Source organism: Pseudothermotoga thermarum DSM 5069, assembly GCF_000217815.1.
Lineage (GTDB): Bacteria > Thermotogota > Thermotogae > Thermotogales > DSM-5069 > Pseudothermotoga > Pseudothermotoga thermarum.
The window spans coordinates 1341761-1368460 of sequence record NC_015707.1; the positions used below are offsets into that span (position 1 = coordinate 1341761).

The 26700-nt window shown below is 40.1% G+C and carries 24 protein-coding genes; 18 read left to right on the forward strand and 6 right to left on the reverse strand.

Annotation, left to right across the window (positions count from 1 at the left end):
• Positions 1–31 precede the first annotated feature (31 nt).
• Positions 32–1219, reverse strand: a complete 1188-nt coding sequence (locus tag THETH_RS06845) for a flagellin N-terminal helical domain-containing protein (protein ID WP_013932626.1) — start codon at positions 1217–1219, stop codon at positions 32–34.
• Positions 1220–1400: 181 nt separating this feature from the next.
• On the opposite strand from THETH_RS06845, the gene THETH_RS06850 reads away from it, so the two are divergent.
• A complete protein-coding gene (locus THETH_RS06850; RefSeq protein WP_013932627.1) occupies positions 1401–2153 on the forward strand; it encodes an N-acetyltransferase in 753 nt (250 codons plus the stop codon).
• 4 nt (positions 2154–2157) lie between these two features.
• Complete coding sequence (locus tag THETH_RS06855) at positions 2158–3318, forward strand: glycosyltransferase (protein WP_013932628.1); 1161 nt, start codon at positions 2158–2160, stop codon at positions 3316–3318.
• 325 nt (positions 3319–3643) lie between these two features.
• Here THETH_RS06855 and THETH_RS06860 read toward each other — a convergent pair whose 3' ends face one another.
• Positions 3644–3937: a nucleotidyltransferase family protein gene (locus THETH_RS06860; RefSeq protein ID WP_013932629.1), complete on the reverse strand. Its 294-nt coding sequence runs from the start codon at positions 3935–3937 to the stop codon at positions 3644–3646.
• Positions 3938–4460: 523 nt separating this feature from the next.
• On the opposite strand from THETH_RS06860, the gene THETH_RS06865 reads away from it, so the two are divergent.
• A complete protein-coding gene (locus THETH_RS06865; protein ID WP_013932630.1) occupies positions 4461–5186 on the forward strand; it encodes an Rpn family recombination-promoting nuclease/putative transposase in 726 nt (241 codons plus the stop codon).
• On the opposite strand, the gene THETH_RS06870 is transcribed toward THETH_RS06865, so the two are convergent.
• On the reverse strand, positions 5178–6407 hold the full coding sequence (locus tag THETH_RS06870; protein WP_041446485.1) for an IS256 family transposase: 1230 nt from the start codon (positions 6405–6407) through the stop codon (positions 5178–5180). The genes THETH_RS06865 and THETH_RS06870 overlap by 9 nt on opposite strands.
• An 84-nt stretch (positions 6408–6491) precedes the next feature.
• Between THETH_RS06870 and THETH_RS10535 the strand changes: the two genes are divergently transcribed.
• Positions 6492–6680, forward strand: a complete 189-nt coding sequence (locus THETH_RS10535; RefSeq protein ID WP_013931581.1) for a hypothetical protein — start codon at positions 6492–6494, stop codon at positions 6678–6680.
• 49 nt (positions 6681–6729) lie between these two features.
• On the opposite strand, the gene THETH_RS06875 is transcribed toward THETH_RS10535, so the two are convergent.
• Positions 6730–7602: a radical SAM protein gene (locus THETH_RS06875; protein WP_013932631.1), complete on the reverse strand. Its 873-nt coding sequence runs from the start codon at positions 7600–7602 to the stop codon at positions 6730–6732.
• A 92-nt stretch (positions 7603–7694) separates the two neighbouring features.
• On the opposite strand from THETH_RS06875, the gene THETH_RS06880 reads away from it, so the two are divergent.
• The 7 genes from THETH_RS06880 to THETH_RS06910 all read left to right on the forward strand — a co-directional run bounded on the left by THETH_RS06880 (position 7695) and on the right by THETH_RS06910 (position 15910).
• The gene (locus THETH_RS06880) at positions 7695–8378 is read left to right on the forward strand and encodes a metal-dependent hydrolase (protein WP_013932632.1); all 684 of its coding nucleotides are present in this window, start codon (positions 7695–7697) and stop codon (positions 8376–8378) included.
• 10 nt (positions 8379–8388) lie between these two features.
• On the forward strand, positions 8389–9138 hold the full coding sequence (locus tag THETH_RS06885; RefSeq protein WP_013932633.1) for a protease complex subunit PrcB family protein: 750 nt from the start codon (positions 8389–8391) through the stop codon (positions 9136–9138).
• Between the two features lie 17 nt (positions 9139–9155).
• A complete protein-coding gene (locus THETH_RS06890) occupies positions 9156–10292 on the forward strand; it encodes a hypothetical protein (protein ID WP_013932634.1) in 1137 nt (378 codons plus the stop codon).
• Positions 10292–11281 (forward strand): galactose-1-phosphate uridylyltransferase, encoded by a 990-nt coding sequence (gene galT, locus THETH_RS06895; RefSeq protein WP_041446421.1) that lies wholly within the window; start codon positions 10292–10294, stop codon positions 11279–11281. Before THETH_RS06890 ends, galT begins: the two co-directional genes overlap by 1 nt.
• On the forward strand, positions 11251–12306 hold the full coding sequence (locus THETH_RS06900) for a galactokinase (protein ID WP_013932636.1): 1056 nt from the start codon (positions 11251–11253) through the stop codon (positions 12304–12306). The genes galT and THETH_RS06900 overlap by 31 nt, the downstream gene beginning before the upstream one ends.
• 76 nt (positions 12307–12382) lie before the next feature.
• A complete protein-coding gene (locus THETH_RS06905) occupies positions 12383–14269 on the forward strand; it encodes a methyl-accepting chemotaxis protein (RefSeq protein WP_013932637.1) in 1887 nt (628 codons plus the stop codon).
• A 177-nt stretch (positions 14270–14446) separates the two neighbouring features.
• Complete coding sequence (locus THETH_RS06910; protein WP_013932638.1) at positions 14447–15910, forward strand: clostripain-related cysteine peptidase; 1464 nt, start codon at positions 14447–14449, stop codon at positions 15908–15910.
• On the opposite strand, the gene THETH_RS06915 is transcribed toward THETH_RS06910, so the two are convergent.
• Positions 15907–16593 (reverse strand): Crp/Fnr family transcriptional regulator, encoded by a 687-nt coding sequence (locus tag THETH_RS06915; protein ID WP_013932639.1) that lies wholly within the window; start codon positions 16591–16593, stop codon positions 15907–15909. The genes THETH_RS06910 and THETH_RS06915 overlap by 4 nt on opposite strands.
• A 125-nt stretch (positions 16594–16718) precedes the next feature.
• On the opposite strand from THETH_RS06915, the gene THETH_RS06920 reads away from it, so the two are divergent.
• Both THETH_RS06920 and hcp read left to right on the forward strand, forming a co-directional pair.
• A complete protein-coding gene (locus THETH_RS06920) occupies positions 16719–17441 on the forward strand; it encodes an ATP-binding protein (RefSeq protein ID WP_013932640.1) in 723 nt (240 codons plus the stop codon).
• A 13-nt stretch (positions 17442–17454) separates the two neighbouring features.
• Positions 17455–19089: a hydroxylamine reductase gene (gene hcp, locus THETH_RS06925; RefSeq protein ID WP_013932641.1), complete on the forward strand. Its 1635-nt coding sequence runs from the start codon at positions 17455–17457 to the stop codon at positions 19087–19089.
• Here hcp and THETH_RS10705 read toward each other — a convergent pair.
• On the reverse strand, positions 19051–19269 hold the full coding sequence (locus THETH_RS10705; RefSeq protein ID WP_013932642.1) for a hypothetical protein: 219 nt from the start codon (positions 19267–19269) through the stop codon (positions 19051–19053). The two genes, hcp and THETH_RS10705, sit on opposite strands and share 39 nt — an antisense overlap.
• Positions 19270–19389: 120 nt before the next feature.
• On the opposite strand from THETH_RS10705, the gene THETH_RS06930 reads away from it, so the two are divergent.
• Genes THETH_RS06930 through THETH_RS06950 form a run of 5 tightly spaced genes read left to right on the forward strand, consistent with a single transcriptional unit; the run spans position 19390 to position 26700 of the window.
• The gene (locus THETH_RS06930) at positions 19390–21105 is read left to right on the forward strand and encodes an NAD(P)/FAD-dependent oxidoreductase (protein ID WP_013932643.1); all 1716 of its coding nucleotides are present in this window, start codon (positions 19390–19392) and stop codon (positions 21103–21105) included.
• Positions 21092–22768, forward strand: coding sequence for an FAD-dependent oxidoreductase (locus THETH_RS06935; RefSeq protein ID WP_013932644.1), 1677 nt, complete (start codon positions 21092–21094; stop codon positions 22766–22768). Before THETH_RS06930 ends, THETH_RS06935 begins: the two co-directional genes overlap by 14 nt.
• Complete coding sequence (locus tag THETH_RS06940) at positions 22719–24278, forward strand: FGGY-family carbohydrate kinase (protein WP_013932645.1); 1560 nt, start codon at positions 22719–22721, stop codon at positions 24276–24278. The genes THETH_RS06935 and THETH_RS06940 overlap by 50 nt, the downstream gene beginning before the upstream one ends.
• A gap of 13 nt (positions 24279–24291) precedes the next feature.
• On the forward strand, positions 24292–25986 hold the full coding sequence (locus THETH_RS06945) for an FAD-binding oxidoreductase (protein ID WP_013932646.1): 1695 nt from the start codon (positions 24292–24294) through the stop codon (positions 25984–25986).
• Positions 25987–26700, forward strand: coding sequence for a GntR family transcriptional regulator (locus THETH_RS06950; RefSeq protein ID WP_013932647.1), 714 nt, complete (start codon positions 25987–25989; stop codon positions 26698–26700).

Genomic DNA, 26700 nt, shown 5'->3' on the forward strand with positions numbered 1-26700 from the left:
GGCAAACGCCCGCCTTTGTTTGCTGTTATTGTTATCTCATTAGCTGCAGCACAGCCTGTGGTTGTACGTTTGCCTGTGCAAGCATTGCCATGCTTGATTGCATCAAGATCTGCAGTTTGGTGAATTCCATCATCTCTTTCGCCATGTCTGCATCTCTGATTCGGCTTTCTGCAGCCGTCAAGTTTTCTGCAGCTACTCCAAGGTTGCTTATCGTATGTTCTAATCTGTTCTGGATAGCACCAAGTTGAGCTCTTGCTGTGCTTACTTTGTGGATGGCAGCATCTACTACCATTATCGTTCTTTCTGCATTTCCTTGTGCCTCCACTTCCGTATCACCGACAACTTTGAGTGTTGAGGTTGACAAACCAAGTGCTGCGGCACTCATGTCGTCAATTCCTGCTATCATGTTGTGGCCTTCGTTAGCACCTATCTGGAATACAAGTTGATTGTTAGCTGTGTACCTTCCTTCAACTCTTACAACTGCGCTGTCTATAACTGCTTCTTGTGGTAATGCTCCACCGAACTGATCAATGTCAAATTGACCTGTTGTCCATGTGAATGTTATACCGTTCATTTCATAAGAACCGGCACCAATAGATACTATTGCCGTTGATGCAATTGCACCTGTGCTATCAATATGAACTATTCTCACTTGTATTTGTGCTGTGACAACTGAACTGAATTGACCGACTTCTATAACATATGTTCCCTCAGTTGCTGCTGATGAGACAGCGCTAAGTTTTACATCGATATTTCCACCCGTAACTACCTTCGCATCTGGATTCCACCTGAATCCCTCAAGTTTTCCATCCAACAGTTTCTTCGTGTTGAATTCTGTCACCCTTGCTATCCTATCAATCTCTTCCCTCAGTTGGTCAAGTTCTGCCTGTATCTGGGCTCTATCGACGTTTGTGTTCGTATCTGTGGATGCTTGCACTGCAAGTTCTCTCATTCTTTGAAGTATCGCATGAACCTCTGTCAATGCTCCTTCGGCTGTTTGGATCAAAGATATTGCGTCCTGTGCGTTCTTGATTGCCATGTTCAAACCGCGAATTTGACCTCTCATTTTTTCACTTATTGCCAATCCTGCTGCATCGTCTCCAGCCCTGTTGATTCTCAATCCACTTGAAAGTTTTTCAAGTGTTTTGCTCATGCTGTACTGTGTCTCACTCATGCTTCTCCAAGCGTTCAACGCACTTATGTTGTGATTAATCCTCATTTAAACTACACCTCCCTGTCTGTCTTTCAGGTACCTTCCTGGTACCTTTTAGTTTTCCCTGGGCGCCTCAGGGTTTCCAATATTTATATCGGCAACTTTTCCAAAGACTTTAGCGGCAGGTAGGATAAACTTTAGCCGAAACAGAAAAATCATATGGAAGAAAACATAAGGAGTGAGTAACATGTTCATCTCTCCAACTGCAAAAATCGGTGAAAATGTTAAGCTTGGATACAATGTGGTTGTTGAAGACAACGTTGAAATAGGTGATAACGCCATTATTGGTCACAACGTTGTCATAAGAAAAGACACAAAAATCGGTAAAAATTGCGTGATAGCCGACAACACGGTTCTCGGGAAAGAACCTTTCAAAGCTTCAACTTCTGCTACAACGGAAGAGAAAATCTTACCACCGCTTGAAATAGGCGACTATGTAACAATAGGTGCAAACTGTGTCATATATCGTGGTGCAAAACTTTCCAATTTTGTTTTCGTTGGAGATCTTGCCTCAATTAGGGAAGATGTTTTCATCGGGGAAAAAACCATCATCGGTCGTGGTGTAACTGTGGAAAACAAAACGGTTATTGGAAAATATGTGAAAATAGAAACCGAAGCTTATATAACGGCTATGTCGATTATAGAAGACTATTGTTTCATAGCTCCGGAAGTAACCTTCACCAACGACAACTTCCTTGGAAGAACTGAAGAACGCAAGAAATATTTCAAAGGACCAACTGTAAAAAAAGGTGCAAGAATAGGAGCCAATGCAACTATACTGCCAGGAATCATAATTGAAGAAGACGCACTTGTTGCAGCAGGCGCAGTTGTGACAAGAAACGTTCCAGCAAGGAAAATCGTCGCAGGTGTTCCAGCCAAAGTGATAAAAGACGTTCCAATCGAACAACTTTTGGAAAATCAATCATTCTATAAGGGGTGATCAAATGAACGACGAAGAATATAGAAGGCTTGTTAAAAAATACCTTGATGAAGAAAACTGGTTTGAAGCTTGGAGATATTCAACAAGGATTTGGGAAAAGACTGCCGATGATTGGTTCTACATGGCAGTTGCCTGCAACGGTTTAAAAAACGTTCCAATGGCGTTTTATTACCTGAAAAAGGCGAAAGAGTTGGATGATAAATACTCTCAGATTTACGAAGAAGCTTTCAAAGAAGTTCGAAGACCTGAAAAGCTTGCCATTTTATGTCTTCCTGGACTTGACAACTTTTTGAAGGACATCTATGATGTTTTCAAAAACATCTTTGAGACCAAGCTGGTGGTTTCAAACAACGCAAATGAATTAAAACAAGCTTACGACTGGGCAGACATCGTGTGGCTTGAATGGGGTAATGAGCTGGCTGTTTTTGTCACAAACAATTTTGAGAAAAAGAATAAAAAGTTAGTAATGAGATTACATGGATATGAAGCTTACTTACCAGATATGCTAAAGCAAATCAAGTGGGAGAAGATTGATCACATTTTCTTCGTTGCAAACCACATAAAAGATAAAGCAATTCAAAATTGTCCTGCTTTAGGTTTAATAAGTAATTCTATCGTATATAATGGAATAAACCTTAATAGGTACAAATATTCTGTTCGTGAACCACGAAAAAATATTGCTTTCGCTGGTTTGTTCAACCATAAGAAAAACCCTCAATTCGTTGTCCAAATACTTAAGAAATTAGTTGATATTTCACCTGACTACAAATTTTACTGGGTTGGAAGGATTCAGGACGAAAGACTATTTGAATATCTTTTATACATACTTGAAGAAATGCATCTCAAATCTCATTTCATCTTTGAAACTTGGACAAATGATATTAATTCTTGGCTCGAAGATAAGTCTTTCTTCCTTTCCACAAGTTGGCTTGAAGGATATGGAGTAGCAATAATGGAGGCTATGGCAAAGGGTATCAAACCAGCTGTGCATAACTTTTACGTAGCAAGAGACTATTATCCTGAATACATTCTTTACAATCATATCGACGAGGCCGTGGAAATGATCCTGTCACAAGAATATGATTCCGAGAAATACAGAAAATTCATAGAAGAACATGGTTCTTTAGAAAATCAGATCCTGGGATTCTATGAAAAACTCTTGTAATATTCTGGAAATTTAGAATGCCCTATCACTAACCTGCGTTGACAAAAAGAACGAAATCACAAAGGAAAGATCGTTGAGTCTTTTGAAGACTAAGAGTACTCACAGATCAAAACTGTTTGAATCAGTTGTGTGTTTCTACGAGTCCACACTAAGGTTCACATGTTGAATCTTGCGGAGTTCGGACAATTCTGTATTTGATTTTTGCAATAATAAATTCTGAAGAATTAGACACAAGACTTACCCAGTCACATCGATATGAAGTTATTCTTGAATATGCTCAATACTTTCTACGATATCCTTCGAATATATAGCGTAGCTGGAAGGCTCATATATACACGACCTCTTTCAATACTCGATCCCTTAATTCCTTCCTGAAGCTGTTTATCTCGACAAGATCAACTTTCCTGCCAACAAGTTCTTCTATGTACATCTCTAACTCTATGAGTTTCAAAAGACCTGGCAGTTGTTCGTATTCCACGAGTATGTCAACATCACTTTTCTTGCTTTGTTTTCCTTTCACAAAAGATCCGAAAACACCGATTCTCTTAACGCTGTATTTTTCGCTTATTTCGTGCTCATGTTCTTTGAGGATTCTGATAATATCTTCCAAACTCGTCACAACAGGTGTTTTTTCACACCTATCACCCCGGTTAACATTCAGAAATCTGCAGGAGAATTATATCATCTGCGTATTGTAGAGGGCTACGTATCAACAACAGCTAAGAACAACCAAACTGGGATTTTGATGTTTGCAAGAATAAAGCTATAGCCAAGGTATTCGAAAATACTTTTGAATCGTTTCTTCACTTTGTATCCTTCCAGAAAAAATGTCTCTCAAAGAATTCCATGAAAACCTTTGCCCAACGATATCTGGCAATTTTTTGAAGATTTCCAAAACATTTGTTCGAGAACCGAAATATTTTTGTGCATCACCCATCAAGAAATCTTGAGTAGTTCCGTGTGAAAGGATCTTTTGTCATGAATGCGCAAATATAAATTGGTAAATACGTCCAAATTTGCCGATTACGATCGGTAAAATTGGAACATGTACTAAGGTGGTTAGACACACTCTTGGGCATAGCGATCTTTTGTGGTTGTGGTAAGATATCTTCAGAAAGATTGTGCTGAAAGGAGCACAAAACGTGGAAAACAACCAAAACCAACCAATCCAAAAACCACACTTTCAACACGACAAAGGATACAAGTTTCTTCTCTCAAACAAAGAAACCTTTCTTGAACTGCTGCAGAGCTTCATCAAAGAAGAATGGGTCAAATACATCGATGAACAAGACATAGTAAGGATCGACAAATCCTTCATACTCCAAGACTTTTCAAACAAAGAAGCAGATTTGGTGTACAGAGTTAAGTTGAAAGGTAAGCAGGTAATAATCTACATATTGTTGGAGTTGCAATCGAGTGTAGACTATGCGATGCCATACAGGTTGCTATTGTACATGGTTGAGATATACAGGAGCATATTGAAAGATGCAGCAAAGAAGGAGATGAGAAAGAAAGATTTCAGTTTACCAGCGATAATACCGATAGTATTGTACAACGGCAAGCGTAATTGGACAGCGAAGGTGAGTTACAAAGAGATGTTGGATTCGTACGAACTTTTTGGTGAGCATGTATTGGATTTCAAGTATATCTTGATAGACGTGAACAGGTATGGTAAGGAAGAGCTGATAAGTTTGAGGAACTTGATAAGCGGAGTATTTTTGTTGGATCAGGATGTAAATTTCGATGAACTGCTGAGTAGGTTAAAGGAGTTTGCAGCGGCATTAGGGGGGCTAGAGGAGAAGGAGTTTGAAGCATTGAAGGTATGGGTGAAGAGGATACTATTGGAGAGGTTTGGAGACTTAGGGTGAATTTTGTGTCTGGACAAAATACCTCAGTTGAAACATCTGGTTCAGCTCATACATACATCCCTTTACCCTCATTATCCCGTTCCTCCATTTTGTCTCCCTCAGGTTCTTCCTGTGCAAATACACGCTTAACTCCAATAGCTCAACACTCCCAAAATATCCCCCACTTTTTATCCTTACTCGCTCTATCTTGCTGTTTATGCTCTCCACCGCATTCGTCGTGTATATGTATCCCCTCAATTCCTCAGGATATTTCGTATATGCCACGTATTTCTCTTTCTTACCCTCCAAATATCTCACAAAACTCGGATACTCCTCTTTGTACTTCTCAAGCAGCTTCCCCATCTTCCCTAATGCCTCTTCATAGCTGAGTTTCTTCAATTCGTCCAACCCTTCCTTGAACCCCTTCGCATCCTCTCGCTTCATTTGCCTATCCGCATTCCTCTTCAAATGCTTCACACAAAGCTGGTGATCCGCTAATGGATATACCATCCTTATTATCTCCCCTAAGCCACTTAAATCGTCGCTTACTACTACCATCACCCTCTTCAAGCCACGTCTCACCAAATCCTCAAATACCTTCCCCCATTCCACCCTGCTCTCCTTACCCAAATACGTGTACAAACCGTATATGTCCTTCTTCCCCTCCATGTCTATCCCCAATACTATGTAACATACCCCATACCTTACTTTCCCTTCTTCCCTTATCTCACTGTGGTAACCATCTATTATTAGCGCAAATGCCTCACTCGGTAGCTCCCTCTCCTTGAACCATCTCAATTCTTCCTTCAACCCTTCCTTTATCCTCTCAAGCTCCTTCTCCGAGTATGGTAACCCTAACCTCTTCAAAACACTCATTATCTCAGACTCCGAAAACCCACTCGCTATCATCGATTCCAATAACTTAACATACGATTCGTCCAGCCTCTTGTACTTTTCCTTCAATAAATGTGGCCTAAAACCGCCTTTCCTCGTCCTCGGTACTTCAAGTTCCAAAATTCCATACGTGCTGTAAAGATCCCTTTCATACTTCCCGTTCCCTTTGTCCCCTTCCTCAGTCTCAAGATATATCTTTCTCTCTGAAAGCATTATCGTGTTCAAAAGCCTTTCAAACAAATCTGCAAGTGTTTCCCTTTGCTTTTGATCAGAATCATCCGCATATTCCTTAAGCAACATCTCTAAAGACCTTTTCTTGACTTGTTCAAAGTATTCCCTGTCTTCCAGAAATTTGTTCGACATGCCCGACACCTCCTTATTGTACAATAATCTTACCACCAGACACAAAATTATCCGAACTCCCAAAAGAATATGGGATATTGGGAACACGAGCATGAGAGGTTTGGGGAAAGAAGTCTTGTTGAGAGCGTGATAGGGATAAAAAGGTACAGGCTGAGGCGTTTTAACATAAGCAGGTTATGGTACAAGAGGAGGGATGAGGACATAGTGAAGTGGCTATTTCCATTTCTTCTATTAGTGCAGTTTTCCTTCTTAAGTTGACAGGTCCATCACCTCCTAGAAGTTAATTAAAGTATACACCTTTTTAAAACTATTGAACCACAGTTAAGCCATATTTTTTTGCAAGTTCAACTGCTTTGTAATATTCACTTTGGTATATCCTTCTTGAAAGCTCAGGATATCTGGAGGCTTTGTAAGTTGGATAATACTGAGCCATGACGTTCACGGGTATATCCTTTGAGACGTCTGCTATGATTTTGAAAACCTTCTCGCTGTTTGCAAGATCATTTGGAAGCACAAGGTGCCTTACAAAAACACCTTTTACCGCTACACCGTTTTCTATCCGAAGCGGTCCAACTTGTCTGAACATTTCTTCGAGTGCTGTTTTAGCCACTTCCACATAATTGTGAACACCAGAATACTTTAAAGCCATCTCATCGTCTCCGTATTTAAAATCCGGCATGTAGATATCTATGACTCCTTCCAGAAGTTTGAGTGTTTCCACCGATTCGTATCCACCGCAGTTGTAAACTATTGGAATCTTTAAGCCAAGTTGAAAGGCTTTGATCAAAGCCTCAAAGATCATCGGAACTTGATGGGTTGGCGTAACAAGGTTTATGTTGTGACAACCAATTTTCTGAAGAAAGAGCATAACTTTTTCAAGTTCGACTTCCTTCCCTTCGCAAGTTTGGCTGATCGTCCAATTTTGACAGAACACGCACTTCAAATTGCAACCTGAAAAGAAAATGGTTCCAGAACCACCGTAACCTACCAGGAAAGACTCTTCACCAAAATGGGGACCATAGCTTGCAACAACCACTTTTGCACCTATTTGACAAGCTCCTATTTCACCTTCTAGCCTGTTGACTTTGCAATTTCTTGGGCAAAGATCACAATTTTTGAGCTTTTCAAGCAGTTTTTCCAATCTATTTTTCAAAATTTGAAAATCGGGTCTGCTTGACACACCAAATTTCCCCCTGATTAATTTGACTCTCTTTCAAGTACAATGCTACATCAAAAGCTCTATTAAGGTAAAATATAGCAGGAGGTGATGGTATGAAGATCAAATTCTTGGGACATGCGGCTGTTTTGGTGGAACTTAAAGAGAAAAACTTGCTCATCGACCCATTTATAAGCGATAATCCAGCTTGCCCGATAAAGCTTTCCGATCTTCCAAAAATTCACTACATTTTGGTTACGCACGGTCATGCCGATCACCTCGGTGATACCATCAAGATAACCAAAGCGAATGGCTCAACTGTAATTGCGAATTTTGAGCTTTGCAGCTATATTGCAAGGCATGGCATTTCAACGCATCCAATGCACATTGGTGGAAAATATGCCTTCGATTTTGGAACGGTTAAACTTACACCGGCAGTTCATGGCTCAAGTTTAATCGAAGGAGATCTTCCGGTGTATGCGGGTAATCCATGTGGTTTTTTGATCGAAGCCGAGGGGAAAAAGATTTACCATGCCGGTGACACTGGTTTGACAAAGGATATGGAGCTTTTGGCAAAGGAAAATGTAGACGTTGCAATGCTTCCAATTGGAGGCAATTTCGTCATGGACATGTGGGATGCCGTGGAAGCTGTTAAGATGATCAAACCAAAGGTTGTAGTTCCAATTCACTACAACACCTGGCCGGTTATAAGTGCTGATCCGGAAAAATTCGCCAAAGAAGTTCAAAAAACAGGTGTGAAGTGTGTGATTATGAAACCCGGCGACGTTATGGAAATATGAGGCGATTTCTATGCAAAAGTTGTTTTTTGCATTTTTGCTTTTTGGAGTTACTCTAATGGGCTTTGTTTACTATGCTCCAGTTGAAGTTGTTTTTCCTTCGGAATATTACCAATCGGTTGGAACAAGATCTTTCAACGTTCAATACATGATACTTTCAAAAGAAAATGAAATTGTTCTTCTTTTGAAAGCCTGGCGCTTTGCACCCGCGCTTGTTTCAACCGATGTTTTCGACGTGCAAATTGTTGGTCCCAATTTTGTACACAGTTTTGAAATCAAAGGAAAAAGGAGAAACTTTTACATTGATTTACCTCAACATCTTTTCATCTTACCAAAGGAAACCAGCAAAATATTGGTCTCTGGTTTGGAAGTGGATCTTCAAGTACAAAAGTCAAAAGACACTTTTCTTGTTAAACCAGTCAGAGGCACCAATGAACCGAGTGTACTAATTTTTGATGAGAATCGCAAACAAACAACACGTTTTGAATTCGGAACCAAGATTTTTGTGGTTATAAGCGCAGGTGAAAAACCAACTGGTGGATACAGCATTGAAGTTGATTCGGTTTTGGTGGAAGAAGGAAAGATAATCATTAAAGCACATGTTGTTTCACCAAAGCCAACGGATATGGTTACACAGGTTTTCACATACCCGGCAGTCGAAGTTGAACTTGTTGGCTTGCAAAAAGGTCTTTACACCATGCAAGTTTTGTTGGTCGATGGGACTAACCAACATGAGTTTTTGGAAAAAATAGAAGTCTTCTAGTACAGGGAGAAGGGTATATGAAAATTTTTGGCCAAGTTTGGGAAAAAGGGATATTTTCAACGTTTTTCGAAGCCAAGAAGGTTTCTATCGACTTGGTGAAGCAAGATTTTGGATGCATATTCTTTGGAACTCTCGACAAAGCTGAAGGAAAAGTTGAAGCATTTTCGATCGATTTAGATCTTACGTTGGCAACGGCAAGCAATTTCGTTGTCGGTAAAAATATCCTTATTGGGTTTTTGTCGGAAAAAAATGCGATAGCTCATACAAGCAAAATTGGAAGTGAAGTAAAAGGGTATTTGATTTACCAAAAGCCTTTTGATCAACCAGTTGAAGTAGAACCAGTTGTGCTTTTAGAAGGAGCAAAACCAGACTTTTTGTTGAAAGAGTATGTAAAAACCGTTTGTGAGTACAACAAAGTGACAAAAGTTTCTTCACCTTTGAGAATACTTAGAACCAGCTTTGAAGAACTTGAAAAGAGGATTAAAGAGGCTGTTTCAAACAACTGCGATGCTTTGATGACTCTTTACATCGAGGATGAAAAAGCTTTGGAACACTTTGTCAAACAATGCGCGGCTCACAGATTGAAACCCGTTGTTGACTTGCCGTTTGACCTTACCATCTTGAACCGTTTGAAAAATATGAACGTTGAACACTTCAAAATTCGCTTCTCAAAATTGGATGAGCTACAAGCTGCAAGAAATCTGTTGAAAGACTCTTACATCATTGCAGATGGGATATCGTGGCTTGGTGCCGTTGGAAAAGCCGACGCAATTTTGATGAGAAAACCATTTGTGGAACTACCAGAAGGAGATTTTCTTAGAGAGCTGATCGTCAACGCTTTGCTCAACAAAGCGGTGAGGGTTTACGTTGAAGTAGACGAAACTGACGAAACAACCTTGAAGATCGTGAATGTTTTAAACTACGGTTTGGTTTTCCACACCGACGCAAAACAGCTTCCTATCGTAAAACTTTTGAACATTTCAAACATTTTTGAAGATTTCAAGGTAGAATATGTTGATGAACACAGCAAGTACGGTGTTTTTGAATCTAAAAGAGGTTTTGTGGAAGAACCAAAGAAAATTTTCCTTGTGAAAAACACCGTTTTGAGAGAAAATAAAAGGTTGTTTCACTTTTATTCAGAAGGGGGAACATGATGCAAGAGCTTCGTTACAATCCACTCACAGACGAATGGATCATAGTTTCTGCTGAAACTCAAAAAAGGCCAGTTCAACCAAGCCAGCAAAGTTGTCCTATATGCATTGGAGGCGCCGAGTTGCCGCAGCAGTACGATTTGGTAAGTTTTGACAACAAATTCCCAGCCCTTTTGAGAGAACCACCGGAAGTTGTTCAGGACGATTTTTTCCAAAAAGAAAGATCTTACGGTGTATGCGAAGTTGTTGTATACACATCCGACCACAACACCGCATTACCTGGCATGCCACTTAAGCAAATTGAAAAATTGGTCGAAATGTGGGTTGATAGAACAATCGATCTGTCAAAGTACGATTTTGTAAAATACATATTCATTTTCGAAAATCGCGGTAAGGAAGTTGGAGCAAGCTTACCACATCCCCACGGACAGCTTTACGCTTTTCCGTTCATCCCAAAGAGAATAGAGACAAAACTGATGGCAATGAAAAAGTGGTACAAAGAAAAAGGAAGCTGTGTGATCTGCGATGTTGTAAAGCAAGAGTTGATGAAAAAAGAAAGAATCGTTTGTCAAACGAAGCACTTTTTGGCGGTCGTACCATTCTACGCACGTTTTCCATTTGAGGTTCACATATATCCAAAAAGGCATGTAAGCTACATAACACAGCTTTCAGGTGAAGAAAGATCGGATTTTGCAAAGATTTTGAAGTTGGTTACATCAAAGTACGATGCTTTGTACCAAGAGGAATTCCCCTACATGATGATGTTCTTTCAAGCACCTGTTAACGTACCTATAAACGAAGAGATCTTTCATTTCCATGTTGAATTTAACCCACCAAAACGCGATAAAGATAAAATAAAATGGATGGCAAGTGTTGAAACTGGCACTTGGACTTTCATAAATCCGGTTGTACCGGAACAGGCTGCCAAAATGCTTAGAGAAGCCAAGGTGGAGGGAGAAGAATGCCAAAGTTCAGAGCGCCTGGAAGAGTGAACATAATAGGTGAGCACACCGACTACAACGATGGGTTCGTTTTACCGTTTGCCATTGACAAATACGTTGAGGTGGATATTCAACCGAGCGACAGGTTTGAATTTCACTCAGATACCTTCAACGAAACAGTTGTACTTGAAAGACACCAAAAACTTGGCAAGTGGACCGATTATCCAATGGGAGTGATATGGGCAATAGAACAAATGGGCTTTAAGGTCGAGCCAGTGAAAATTCATATCAGTTCAACGCTGCCGATCGGTTCTGGCTTATCAAGCTCCGCAGCTTTGGAAATCTCAGTAGCCTATGGTTTAAGAGAAATATTCAAACTACCGATCGATGGCAAACAGCTTGTCGAAATAGGCGTTAAAGCCGAAAGAGAATTTGTGGGCGTTCGCTGCGGTGTCATGGACCAATTTACTGCAGTTTTTGGGAAAAAAGACTACGCCCTTTTGTTAGACACTATGACTCTGTCCTTTGAATACGTTCCTTTGAACCTTGGAGATTACGAGTTTGTGCTCATCGATACTCAAGTTAAGCATGAGCTATCATCTTCAGAGTATAACAAAAGAAGGGCAGAATGTGAACAAGCCTTAAAGGTTATAAGCAAAAAATCCTTTAGAGAAGTTAAACCGGAAGACCTTGAGATACTTGATCCAATTTTGAAAAAACGTGCCAAGCATGTCATTGATGAAAATGCTCGCGTACTTAAAGCAGTTAAAGCGTTGAGAGAAAATCGCTTTTACTTACTTGGAGAATTGCTTTACGAATCTCACACAAGTTTACGGGATTTGTATGAAGTATCCTGTGATGAACTTGATTTCATAGTTGGATTTCTGAAAGGCAAGCTTGGCATCTTGGGTGCAAGGATGGTTGGGGGAGGTTTTGGGGGCAGTGTCTTGGTCCTTGCCAGAAAAAATATAATCGAATGGATATTCCCAGAGCTTGATGAACATTATTTCAAAACATTTGGAAAACATCCAAAGCTTATAAAGGTGCAGAGCGACGATGGAATGAAAGCTTTGTGATAGAAACCTAGTGAATAATGCAGCAATTTAATAATTTCTTCTTTATAATGAAATTTTTTCAAAAGGGGGTTTAACTATGAGTATTCGAGCAAAAATTATCTTAATTATCATACTTGTAATAGCAGGATTCATTGTGAGCTTCATCTTTGTTTATAGAACATCGACTTTGATGATAACCCGTTCCATAGTCCAAGGAGCACAAAGCAGCACCCAAGCTCTTGCACAGTATGCATCTGAAAAGTTGTCAAAAATGGTTGAGTTAACTGAGCTTTCAGCAAATTATCTTGGTGCGTCTTATGGAGATGCTTTCTTAATTGCCATGAATTTTAGAAAAACTCTTGCAAAATATCCTGAAACTATCCATTCTGGCTTTGCAGCAACCTATTTTAATAAAGCAACAGGTTATGTGAGTCAGGAGACAGAAAGAACTCAAAAAGTCGACTACTCGTTGTACGAAGGTTATGTAGAACGTGCAAGAGCAGGTGATCTAAGCACTTATCTTGAGTTAACCTATCAAGATTCAGTTCCTGTTCTAAGAATTGTCACACCAATTTTTGCATGGGATACAGTGATGGGAATTTTAGGAATGAACTTGAATTTGAGCGATAATGGGGAGTTGTGGAAAACACTGGTTGAGAAAAGTAAAATTGGAACAAAAGGGTATGTCGCCCTGGTGGATTCTGAAGGTAATGTGATACTTCATAAGGATATGAAGAATTTTGGCAAAAAAGCCAGCGAGATTGCAGAGCTTTCAAAACCATTTCAAGCGATGAAGGATTCGAAAGTTAACTATTTGGAATACAACGAGTCAGGACAGCAAAAACTGGCAATTTGGTCAAAGGTACCGGGGTTTGATTATTATGTCTTCTCCATAGCTGATATGCAAGAATTGCTGGTAGAGAGAAATATCTTGGCAAGAAACACCATAATAATTTATGTGATAATGGCCGGCGTGGTTCTAATGCTGCTTTCTTTCACAACGCTCCCACTTGTGAAAAGAATACGCGAAGATGCAACAAAGGTAGTCAACTTCGGCACTGGAGATCTGACGACGGTTTTCGAAAAGAAGGGCAAAGACGAACTTTCTCACATGGAGGAAGCTCTAAATCAAGCGACGCAATCTTTGAAACAGATCATAAACAGCATAATTGAGAGTTCGAACAGCCTTGCAGGAATTGCAAAAACATTTGATCTTTTGATAGACGAAAATCGAAGTGCTTCGCAGAACGCGCAAAAAGCCTTTCAGAGCATTTTGGAAGCTGCAAACAGAATTTCTGAATCCACGCGAATTGTCATGGAACAAGTTGATCAGGTTGCAAACGGCGCAGCAGGAACAGCGAAAGCCATGGAAGAACTCGCAGTTCAGTCTAAGGAAGTCAGTGCTGCGGCAAATGAGGGAACCAAAACCGTGGAAATCATTGCCAAGAATATTCAGCAGCTGAAACAGTTCACAGAGGAACAAGCCAGGAGCTTGAAGGAATTGCTTGAATCCACGAACGTGATTGGAAACGTTGTGAATACAATCGAATCTATAGCTGAGCAGACCAACTTGCTTGCACTCAACGCAGCTATAGAAGCAGCAAGAGCTGGTGAAGCAGGACGTGGTTTTGCAGTGGTCGCAGATGAAATAAGAAAACTTGCTGAGCAGACGCAGGATGCCACAAAGAACATATCCAAAATACTCGGTTCTCTTAGAGATAGTGTAGCAAATGTTGAAAGCGAGTCTCAGGAAGTCTTCAAAGTTGTCGATGAGATGTTTGAAAATCGAAGGTTAATCACCGCTCAGTTTGAATCTATCATGTCAAAAGTTCAAGCTATGAGTTCTCGAGTCGAAGATTCTGCTGCGATAGCACAAGAACAAGGAGCATCAGCCGAAGAGATGGCAGCAGCTATGAAACATCTCACAGATTCCGTTGAAGGGATGATCAAGGACCTATCCAATGTTCAACATCTAATCGATTAGCAAGCAAGGCAAGCACAAAAACTTGAAGAAATCAGCCACGAATTGACAAGTCTGTCTCAGACGCTTTCATCGATGGTTGCGAAATTTAAGACATAACTTGGGAATAATGTTTTTCATCAGAGCCGCATCCATGCGATGCGGCTTTTTTGTGGTAAACTTTCCTTAGGAGGTTCAATCTTGAAAACGTTCAGAATTCTGATTCTCATAGCTGTCGTTGTTATATTTCTCTACGCCTGTGCAGCTCTTACTACAAGCAGGGTATATTTTGAAAGTGATCTTACATGTGTTATAGGAAGGATGAACTATCTAACATTCACGTTCAAGGATGAATTTGGTAATCCCATCGCTAACCAACCAGCACAGTTAACACTCATGGGAAAAACATATATTGCAACAACAGATGACTATGGAAGAGCTACTTTTTCGATCCTTGCCACAAAGAATTTTGAAGGAACACACACAGCGACTGCAAGTTTGGTTTACAATCCTTCGATTTCAATAAGTGTAACTCTTTCTTTTGTAAGACCAAACTGGCTTGTTCTAATTTGGTTCGGTGCGGATAACGATTTGGATGACTATGCTTTAAGTGATTTGCAAGAACTTGAAACTGTCGGTTATAATCAAAATTTCTCTGCAGTTGTTATGCTTGACAGACCTATAGGCAAACAGGATGGAACGTATGTTCTTTCCTCCAACGGCAGCCGTGTTCTGATCGATCCATACACCGATCCTTACGATGGAATTGACTCAGGTTCAGGAGATTTTTTGGAAGAATGGCTTACAAAACAACTGAAAAACTTCGTTGCAAATAGATATGCATTGATAATATGGAACCATGGAAATGCTTGGATTGACGATGGAAAAGAACAATTCAAGCCCAAAGCCATATCCTATGATGGTCCGCAAAACAACGCTCTTACCACATCCGAACTTGCCGATGCAATCAGAAATGCCTTGTCAAAAGTCGGATTACAAAAGTTAGATGTCCTTGGCTTTGACGCTTGTTTGATGGGATCTTTTGAGGTGCTTTATGAGGTAAAAGATCTTGCAAAATACGCTGTGGCATCGAGCTTTAGTGAACCAGCTTATGGGTGGGATTACACGTTCCTTGGAGGAATTTCATCATCGACCGACAGTTTTGAATTCAGTAAAAGAATCGTGGATTTTTACCGAGAATTCGCCAAAAGGAGAAGTGATTACCAAACGTATGTAGGCATAGGTTTGAGTCTGGCAGTTTACGATCTTGAAAAAGCGGACGATTTGAATAATGTCTTGAACAATCTAGCTGCTGCCTTGATGAATCATACCGGAGTTGTAAGGGATTTGAACTACTCAAATGTGGTAACTTACGTTGACAATTTGCTTTTTGACATGAAGCAACTATGTGAAACTTGGAGTGATAATTTCAATGATCTGGAGATAAAAGCAAAAATAAACAGTGTCATAGAGAAAATCGAGAATTTTGTGGTCTATTACTACGCAGAAAAAAAGGTCGACAATTCAGTAAGACAGATTTACCATCCATTGAGCATCTTTTTCACAACGAATCCAACACTTTTTTCAAAATATCAAACCGACTACATGGCTTTAAGTTTCTCACAAAGTAACTGGTTCAACTTGATAGCAAGCCTTTGCAACTAAACTTCAAAACTCTCATAAACTATGTCCTCAACTTTTTCAAGGTCTTGTATCTTTATCGTTCTGCCGTGAAAATCTATTATTCCCTCATCACGCATTCTGATCAGTTCTCTTGAAAGAGAAGGTCTATGCACTCCAAACAACTCAGCAAGATCTTCCTTGGAAGATGGTAATTCAATAGTCAAACTTTTTGTCTTCTTGTACTGCTCCAAAAGGTAATTGCATATTCTTTGCCTTAGATTCATGAGCGTAGATTCTTTCAAACGCTTGTTCATCATCAAAATCCTGTCAGAAAGGATTCGAAGATAATTTCTCAATATTCTTTCGTTGTTACGTATAAGCTTTGTTATCGCACTTTTATCGAAGAACAAGATGAAACTTTTTTCCCTTGCGACAACTGTAGCTGGAATGTGAGAATGAGATGAGAACAAAACGGCTTCACCGATTGTATCACCTTGACTTAAAGTGGTTATTTTGTACTGTTTTCCAGAAATGGAAACGTGAACAACGTCAACCGATCCTTCCACTATCAAACCTATGAAAAGAAGTTCTTCGCCTTCGTGAAAAATCGTTTCACCTTCATGAAAGGTTTTTTGTATGAAGGAAACCTTCTTAAGCTCTTCGAATATCTCTTTTTCATTTAGACCGTTGAAGAGTTTTGAACAGATCAATTTGGAGAAGTTCAAACGAATTGCCCTCCCTCTGTGATTAGTATATCCAAATATATACCAATTTATCAATAGTTTTTTTGTAACATCTGTTACCGAAAAATCTTTCAACTTTGACTATTCTCAGAATGGAGGTGCAAGGAATGAAAAGAAAAATCGTAAGGATTGATGAAGAAAAATGCAACGGTTGCGGGCTTTGTGTTACCGCATGCCATGAAGGAGCGATTCAGATGATCAACGGCAAGGCAAAACTTGTGAACGAAGATTACTGCGATGGACTTGGAGCTTGTCTTCCGGTTTGTCCAACAGGAGCCATAGAAATAATTGAAGTCGAGCGAAATACAAATACGATACATCATGAACATGAAACACACGTTGAAAGCAATTCACAGCAACTGCTTCCGTGTGGTTGTCCCGGTTCAATGGAGCAGACTATTCAAAGAACATCGGTTGAGCATCGTCAAGATCTTGAACAACAAGAACATCCGCATGTTGAATCTCAATTAACCAACTGGCCAATACAGTTCAAGCTAATCAATCCCTACGCAAAGTTTTTGCAAGATTCTCATCTTCTCATCGCAGCAGATTGTGTTGCCTATGCTTATGCAAATCTTCACCAAGAGTTCATAAAAGGAAGAAAAACGATAATAGGTTGTCCAAAGCTTGACGAACTTGATCTTTACTACGAGAAGTTCTTGGAAATCTTAAAAAACAACACGATAAAAAGCATCACAGTTCTCAAAATGGAAGTTCCATGTTGCAACGGCATAGCAATGATGGTCAAGCAGGCTATGCTCGAGGCAAAAACGATAGTTCCATATTCTGAGATAACAATCTCCATAGACGGCAAGATAATTCAAGATTAAAGGAGGTATGAGCATGTCGATGTTCTGCTACCAGTGTCAAGAAGCTCTCAACAATGTAGCTTGTTCGTTGAAAGCCGGAGTATGTGGCAAGACGGATGAAACAGCAAAACTTCAAGATGTTTTGGTTTACGTGACAAAAGCCATCGCTTGGTTAAACAAACTGGCAAGAGAACAAAAGATCAACGAGGAAAAAACAAACAAGTTCTTGCTTGAAAGCCTTTTTTCAACTGTTACCAACGTAAACTTTGATCCACACTATTTTGTCGGAAAAATCAAGGAAGGTTTAACCATTCGAGATTCCCTAAAATCAAAACTGAAAGTTGAAGCGAAAGAGTTTGCAGACTTTTTGACTTGGACCGGCCAAAGTAAAGAGGATTTCTTGAAAAAAGCAGAAGAAGTTGGAATCTTGTCTGAACCAAACGAGGATATTCGATCTTTAAAGGAACTTATAACCTACGGAATCAAAGGTATGGCGGCTTATGCCTATCATGCTTACGTTCTTGGTTTTAAAGATGAAGAGATATACAAATTTATGGAAGAAGCTTTATCCCAAACCCTTCGAAAAGACATAACGACTGACGAATTGATCTCCTTGGTCATGGAAACAGGTAAATACGCAGTTAAAACCATGGAATTACTCGATAAAGCAAATACTTCAAGATATGGCAATCCACAGATGACCAAAGTGAACATCGGTGTTAGAAATAGACCTGGCATTTTGGTTTCAGGTCACGATTTGAGAGATTTGGAAATGCTTTTGGAACAATCGAAAGATGCTGGCATCGACGTCTACACGCACGGTGAAATGCTTCCTGCGCATTATTATCCTTTCTTCAAAAAATACCCACACTTTGTTGGAAACTACGGCAATTCTTGGTGGAAACAAAGCGAAGAATTTGAAAAGTTCAACGGACCAATTTTGATGACCACCAACTGCTTGGTTCCGCCGAAAGACAGCTATAAAGACAGATTGTACACCACCAACATGGTCGCTTTCCCAGGGGTAAAGCACATCCCTGAAAAAGAAGACGGCACGAAAGATTTTTCATTGATCATAGAACATGCCAAAAGATGTCCCCCGCCAACACCCATCGAAGAAGGATTCATAATTGGTGGTTTTGCTCACAATCAAGCTCTGGCGCTTGCCGACAAAATCGTTGAAGCAGTCAAAACCGGGGCAATCAAGAAATTCGTTGTCATGGCAGGTTGTGATGGAAGATTTCCTGTAAGAAAGTATTACACCGAATTCGCAAAGGCTTTGCCAAAAGACACGGTTATTCTTACCGCAGGTTGTGCAAAGTATAGGTACAACAAATTGAACCTTGGAGATATCAACGGAATACCGAGGGTGCTTGATGCAGGTCAGTGCAACGATTCGTACTCGCTGGCTTTGATTGCACTCAAGTTAAAGGAGATATTTAATCTGAAGGATATAAACGAACTTCCAATAGTGTACAACATCGCTTGGTATGAACAAAAAGCTGTAACGGTTCTTCTTGCTTTGCTGTATCTTGGTGTTAAGAACATCCACCTTGGACCAACCCTACCTGCCTTTTTGTCGAAAAATGTTGCAAAGCTTTTGGTAGAAAAATTCAACATTGGAACAATTTCAACCGTAGAGCAAGACATAAAAAGTTGGATAGGTTAAAAAACAGCCGGGGACCAATGCCCCGGCTTTTTTAACGTGACCTCCTCCCATTCCTTTTAAGGAATGGGCTTTTTGCTTCATCGCATTTTCCTGCTCCACAGGCGTTACTTCCAGCCGGTCCGACCCTAGGGCTTGATTCAGCTTCAAGCCAAAACAACTATACCAAACAATCGCAGCCATTCATCACAATCCCTTGAAAGGGATGTGCTTTCTGGCTAAATTTCTGTAAGTCTTGACATACCTTTCATGGATTTGTTAAGATAATGATGTACGTACATCCTATTGTCAGAAGGTGATGGGATGAAACTTTTTGAATTTGAGAAACTCGTTAAAAGCAAAATAGGGGTGAAAGTTCATCTTTCTGAAAAAAACGGAGCGATAGTTTTAGAAGGCAGAACAAAAAAATGGGAGCAGGTTGTAAAAGCAGGAAAACTTGCCACAAAACTTGGTTACAGAGGTGTTGTGAACCTTTTGGAATGTGAGGAAGTAGGTAAGGAAACGATAATCAAACCAAATTTTCGTGACAATGAATTGGAAGGCGTAAAGGTCGATGTTCTAATAATAGGTGCAGGTGTAGTTGGATGCAGCATAGCAAGAGAGCTTTCAAGGTACAAATTAAACATCTTGGTGGTTGATAAAGAACCAGATGTAGCTTTCCATCAAAGTTCAAGAAATGCCGGTATGATCCATCCTCCGATTGCTCCAAAACCTGGCACTAAAAAGGCTTTTTACAACTCTTTGGGAATAAGAATGATCCCCCAACTTGCCAAGGAACTAGATTTTCCGTACGTTCAAAACGGCTTGATCATCCTTTTCAAAAATCCGCTGTATCTGATGCTGGTGGGCTTTTTAAACAACAGGGCTCGAAAAAATGGTATAGATGTCTTTAAAATTTTGTCGAAATCGTCCGTGAAAAAGTTGGAACCAAATTTGATCGATCAGTTTTCATGGGGTTATTTCTTACCGCAAGCAGGCATAGTTGATCCTTTCAAAATGACCTTGGCGTTGGCTGAGAACGCTGTTCAAAATGGCGTCAAGTTTAGCTTCAACACTTTTGTTGAAGGAATGGAGATAGAAGATGATCGAATTGTCTGTGTGCTTACAAACCGTGGAAGAATTTTTCCAAAGTTGGTGATAAACGCAGCCGGACTTTGGGCAGATTATGTGGCAAGCTTGGCAAATGATCAGTTTTTCACAATTCATCCAAGAAAAGGTGAAATGGCAATAGTAGACAAGAAAAAGGGATTTCTCGTTAAATCTACCGTTTCAATGGTTTCAATAACTCAAGCTGCTTCTGTCACAAAAGGTGGTGGAGTGATCCCAACCGTTCATGGCAACATACTGTTAGGACCCACTGCGCAAGAGGTTCCACACAAGGAAGATTACAGCACAAGCGAGCAAGGACTTCAGTCTCTGCTTAAAAAACACGCTAAGCTTGTCAATAATTTAAGCGAAAAGGACATTATCACTTACTTTGCTGGAAACAGGGCTGCGACATACGAGGAAGATTTCATCGTAGAAAAATCAATTAAAATCCAAAATCTCATTCACGTAGCGGGTATTCAATCTCCTGGACTTACAAGTGCTCCTGCGATAGCCGTTGATGTTGCGAAAATGTCCGTTGAAGTTTTGTCAAAGTTCATGAAAGTTGTCGAAAACGAAAAATTTTGCCCGGTTCGTAAAACCGATCCCGATTTCAGCAAACTTTCTTTGATTGAAAAACAAAAAATCATCGAGAAAAATCCAAGCTATGGTTTGGTCATTTGTCGTTGCGAGCAGGTAACTAAAGGACAAATTGAGCAAGCTTTGCAATCGTTAATACCTGCTTCCACTTTGGATGGAATAAAGTGGAGAACGAGAGCCGGAATGGGAAGGTGCCAAGGTGGCTTTTGTACACCGCAAATACTTTGGATATTGGCTGAAAAAGGTTTTGATTTGACGAAGTTCACAAAGAAAGGAAGAGATTCTTACATTTTGCTTGAACCAACAAGGGGAGATTTCGATGGTGGAATTTGACGTCGTTGTGCTTGGCTCTGGACCAGGTGGATTGGCAGCGGCAATTGAAGCCAGTAAAACTGGCGCAAGGGTACTATTGATCGAGCGCGAAAGACAACTTGGAGGCATATTAAAGCAGTGCATTCACGAAGGATTCGGATTGGTTGAATTTAAAGAAAAGCTTACAGGTACAGAATACGCTGCGAAGTTTTTGAAAATGCTCAAAAATTTTCCTGTCGAGGTTTTGACGCAAAGTTTTGTAACTCAAATCGAAAAAGTTAAAAATCGCTTTTTTATCACCATTCAAAATCAAAATGGTGTTTTTCAAATTTCAAGCAAATCGATGGTATTTTCCACAGGCTGCCGTGAAAGAACTTCAAGACAAATATTTGTGCACGGCGATAGACCCAGCGGCATTTTTACAGCTGGAACCGTTCAGTACTACGTCAACATCATGGGGTATTTGCCAACAAAAAAGTGTGTCATCCTTGGAAGTGGGGATGTTGGATTGATAATGGCAAGACGTTTGACAATAGAAGGGGCAAAAGTTGAAGGAGTTTATGAGATAAAATCCGAATCATCTGGTTTGATCAGAAACATAGTACAATGTCTTGACGCTTTTCAAATACCGCTTTACTTACGTCACACAGTTAAAAGGGTTTTTGGAAAAGACAGGTTAGAAGCTGTGGAAATTGTTGAAGTCGATGAACAAGGTCGGCCGATTCCAAACAGTGAGAAAATCGTGCAATGTGATGCATTGATAATTGCCGCAGGCTTGATACCAGAAAACGACCTTTTGGAACAATTGGGGGTTTTGATAGATCAACGTACCAAAGGACCGTTTGTCGATCAAAATTGCATGACTTTACTGGACGGAGTTTTTGCATGTGGTAACAACGTTTTTGTGAGTGATCAGGTTGATTTTGTGACACAACTTGGCAAAGTTGCAGGAAGATCGGCAGGACTTTACGCCTTAGGGCTTTTTGAAAGAAAAAGTTTAATACCCGTCGAACACGACGAATTTTTCGCGTTTGCAGTACCACAGTTTGTCGATCCATCCAGCAGGAAAGTTAGAATTTATTTTAGATCCAGTAAAACTTTGAGAAATGTCAAAATAAAGGTGATAGGGACGAAAGAACCGGTCGAAAAAAGTTTTGCGTTCTTAAGACCCCAGCAGACGGAATATTTTGACCTAGAAATCAACGAAGATGTAAAACATTTAACGTTGAAAATCACAGAATTTGAAGAGGAAAAACAGGTGAAAGAAGGATCAAGGAAAATCATATGTAGCGTTTGTCCAAAAGGTTGTGAAGTTTTGGTGATGAAAGAAGGCCACGATTACAAATTGGAAGGATATAAATGTCAACGGGGGTACGATTTTGTTTTGAAAAATCTGTTTGATCCACACCAAGTTTTGTGCACAACTGTTAGGACAATTTACAGTGAACAACCGCTTTTACCTGTGAAAACGGATAGACCAGTTACAGTCAAAGACTTTCAAGGGATAATGGAAGTGGTTAGGAAAATCGTGGTGAAAAATAAAGTTGACGTCGGAGAGGTTATATGTGAAAACATTGCCGGAACTGGTGCAAATCTTGTCTCAACTTACTTTTTGGATTTGGGAGGCGGGGGATATGGGGAAAGAAACTGTATTAGCCATCGACTGTGGAACTCAAAGTCTTAGGGTGATGCTTTTCGACTCAAACGGTAGATTGGTTGATCTTCACAAACACACCTACGCGGAACCTTACTTTTCCCCAAAACCAGGATGGGCAGAGCAGGATCTATCGGTTTACGTCAAAGCTTTGCAAGAAGGTTGCAAGGTAGTAAGTGAAAGATCACCTCAAGCTTGGAAAAACGTTCAAGCGGTTGTAGTTACCACTCAAAGGGACACTTGCGTTTGTGTTGACAAAGAGGGAAATCCTTTAAGACCAGCCATACTTTGGTTAGATCAAAGAATGGCAAGGTATGATGCAAAACTTCCTTGGTATTACCAACTTGGATTCAAAATCGTCGGTATGGACAAGGCAGCGAAGATTTCTTTCAAAAAATGCAAAGCCAACTGGTTGAGACAGAACGAACCAGAAATTTGGAAAAAGACAGAGAAATTTCTTTTGCTTTCCGGATGGTTTCATTACCTTTTGACAAAAAAGTACGTTGACAGCATTGCAAACCAAATCGGACACATTCCTTTCGATTACAAAAGACACACTTGGGCAGATCCAAGAGATTTTCATTCCTATCTTTTTCCAATAGAAAGGGAAAAACTGCCAGAACTTGTTCAACCCGGAACGATTTTTGGCAACATAACAAAGGAGGCATCAAACTTAACGGGAATAAAAGAAGGTACACCGGTTGTGGCAGCTGGTTCTGACAAAGGATGCGAAACTTTGGCGGCAGGTTGTCTTGAAGAATCAATGGGCTGTGCTAGCCTTGGAACAACTTTAACCATTCAGATCACAACCAAAAGGTACATGGAACCTATAAAATTCATGCCACCGTATCCAGCAGTTGTACCAAAACACTACAACCCAGAAGTTGAAATTTTCAGAGGCTTTTGGATGATCACTTGGTTTAAAAAAGAGTTTGCGCTTTACGAAGAAGCTTTGGCTCAAAAAAATGGTCTTTCAACCGAAGATCTTCTTGAGCATCAAGCAATTTTGCAAACTTGTCCTGGTTCTGTTGGGCTAATAGTTCAACCCTACTGGGGAGCAGGTTTGAAAATGCCAGAGGCAAGGGGAGCAATTATAGGCTTTGGTCAAATGCACAACAAAGCGTACTTGTACAGGGCAATAATAGAAGGTCTATCGTACGCCTTGAGGGATGGAATAGAAAAGATCGAAAAGGTATCAAAAGTGAAGATGAAAAAAATCGTCGTCACAGGCGGGGCATCAAAATCGGAATTTGTCTGCCAAACGATTGCTGATGTCACTGGAAGGCAGGTTTTAAGAATGGAAACGCAGGAAGCAGCAGGTCTTGGAGCTTCAATGGTTGGTTTTTATGGCTTAAGGTATTTCTCAATTTTCGAAGAAGCAGTGAAAAACATGAGCAGGTACGAAAAAGCCTTTGAACCCAACCTGGAGAATACAAAGGTCTACCAAGAGCTTTACGAAAAAGTCTACAAAGCTTTGTATCCAAAACTTCGTCCGCTTTATAAAAGACTTCAAAGAATAACAGGCTATCCAGAGTGCTGAGGAGGGGACCATCATGGGGTTTGTTCCAAAATGGGTTGAACAAGTTGCACCACCTGACTCGTACAGAGCAATTTTCAAGTGGGGTGATCCGAGCTTTTTCAAACATCCAAACGAAAGGTTATATGCGCTTTTGAAAAAAGCTTTGAACTTGATGGATGAAGATTTCTTGCAGCCTGTTGACCTTGGATTTGAAAAGGTTGAGGTGAATATACCTATAAAGCTTTCAAAAAACCAACTTGAAAAACTCAAACAAATTGTGGGAGAGGAGAATGTAAAAACAGATGACTTTTCACGCGTTAAAGCAAGCTACGGCAAAACGGCTTATGATATTTTAAGACTTCGGAAGAAGATAATAGAAAACCTTCCAGATGCAGTTGTTTACCCGCGAAACGAAAGAGACGTAGTTGAACTTGTGAAATATTGCAACGAGGAGAAGATACCAATATATCCACGTGGGGGAGGTTCAACAGTTACACGTGGCACAGAGTGTGTGAAAGGTGGTATATGTGTTGATTTCACAAAACATATGAACAAAATCATCTCCGTAAATGAGGTGAACCACACCGTTACGGTGGAACCTGGAATATACGGACCTGAGCTTGAAGAAAAGTTGAACAACGCTCCTAAATACTTTGGCACAAAGCACAGATATACCTGTGGTCATCTGCCACAATCGTTCGAGTATTCAACGGTTGGCGGTTGGGTTGTGACAAGAGGAGCAGGGCAAAATTCAACGTACTACGGCAAAATAGAAGATCTAGTTGTCTGCCAAAAGTATATAACTCCCATAGGAGAAATAGTAACCAAGCCGTATCCACGTGCAGCACTTGGTCCATCGATCGACCAAATTTTCATAGGAAGCGAAGGTGCTTACGGTCTTTTGGTATCAGTTACGCTGAAAATCTTCAGGTACATGCCAGAAAACGATCAAAGGTTTAGCTTCATCTTTCCAAGTTTTGAGAAAGCTTTAAACGCATGCAGAGAGATAATGCAAGGTCAATTTGGCTTCCCAGCGGTGATGCGTCTTTCAGATCCTGAGGAAACCGATGTTGCAATGAAATTGTACGGTGTGGAAGGAACTATCATAGACAAATTGATTCGAATGAAAGGTTATAAGCCGATGGAACGTTGCTTACTTTTGGGTTTAGCGCAAGGTGAAAAGGATTTTGCAAAAAACATCAAAAGGAAAATAATGAAGATTGCAAAAGATTTTGGTGGAATGTACACCACAGGTTATGTCACAAAAGCTTGGGAAAAGGGTAGGTTTACCGATCCATACATCAGAGATGATCTAATGGACTTTGGAATAGTCATAGATACGCTTGAGTGTGCCGTAGCTTGGGATCAAGTTGAATATGTTTGGAAAACGGTTAGAAGTTTTTGCAAACAAAGGCCAAACACGATTGTCATGAGCCATTGTTCTCACTTTTATCCACAGGGTACTAACTTGTATTTCATTTTCGTTGGGAAATTCAAGGACATACAGGAATTTGTTGAGTACCAAAGCGGAATAATTGATAGTATAGTAAAATCAGGAGCGGCGTTGAGCCATCACCACGGTATAGGAAAACTGTTTGCACCATGGTTTGAAGAGTGTATTGGAACAAATCAACTTAACGTTATGAAATGCTTGAAAAAGTACTTCGATCCTAACAACATAATGAACCCTGGAGGAACGTTGGGGTTGGATTTAGAGGTGAAAAAGTAAATGCTTGATAGAAACAGCCCTATTCCGCTTTACGTGCAACTCAGAGAGTTGATAAAAGAAAAGATTTTGAAAGGTGAATGGAAAGAGGGAGAAAAGATACCTGGAGAATACGATCTGATGGAGCAATATCAAGTGAGTAGAGCAACGGTTAGAGAAGCCATTGAAGGACTCATCAAAGAAGGGTTGCTTGTTCGCAAGCATGGGTATGGAACTTTCGTGAGAAAACTAAGACCTTCCCTGGGCTTTGAACCCCTGATAAGCCTTTCCTATGCACTTGAGACTTTTGGGATGGTTTCGCACAACGTTGTTTTGGAATGCGGTTTTATTTCTCCAAACCAAGAACTGTTAAAACAGGCAAAATGGAAAGATCTTGAAAAAGTTTATTTTGTGAAAAGATTGAGGTTTGTGGACGATATTCCCATAGCAGTGGAAAGTTCTTATTTTTTACCTGAAATTGGTCAGTTACTTTATCACAGAAATCTTCAAGGCTCCATAGCAAAGATACTCATCGAGGAAGTTCAACTTGAAGTCAAAAAAGTCGAACAGGTTCTTTTGCCAAGATTGGCAACAGATGAAGAAAGGAAATTGATGAATTTACCTACCACAACACAAGTTATCGAGATGCAAAGATGGATTTATGCTGAGGGGTTTAACAAAGTGGTTTATTATCTCAATCTTTCGATGCGCGACGATTTATCCCAGCTTAAAAGATGA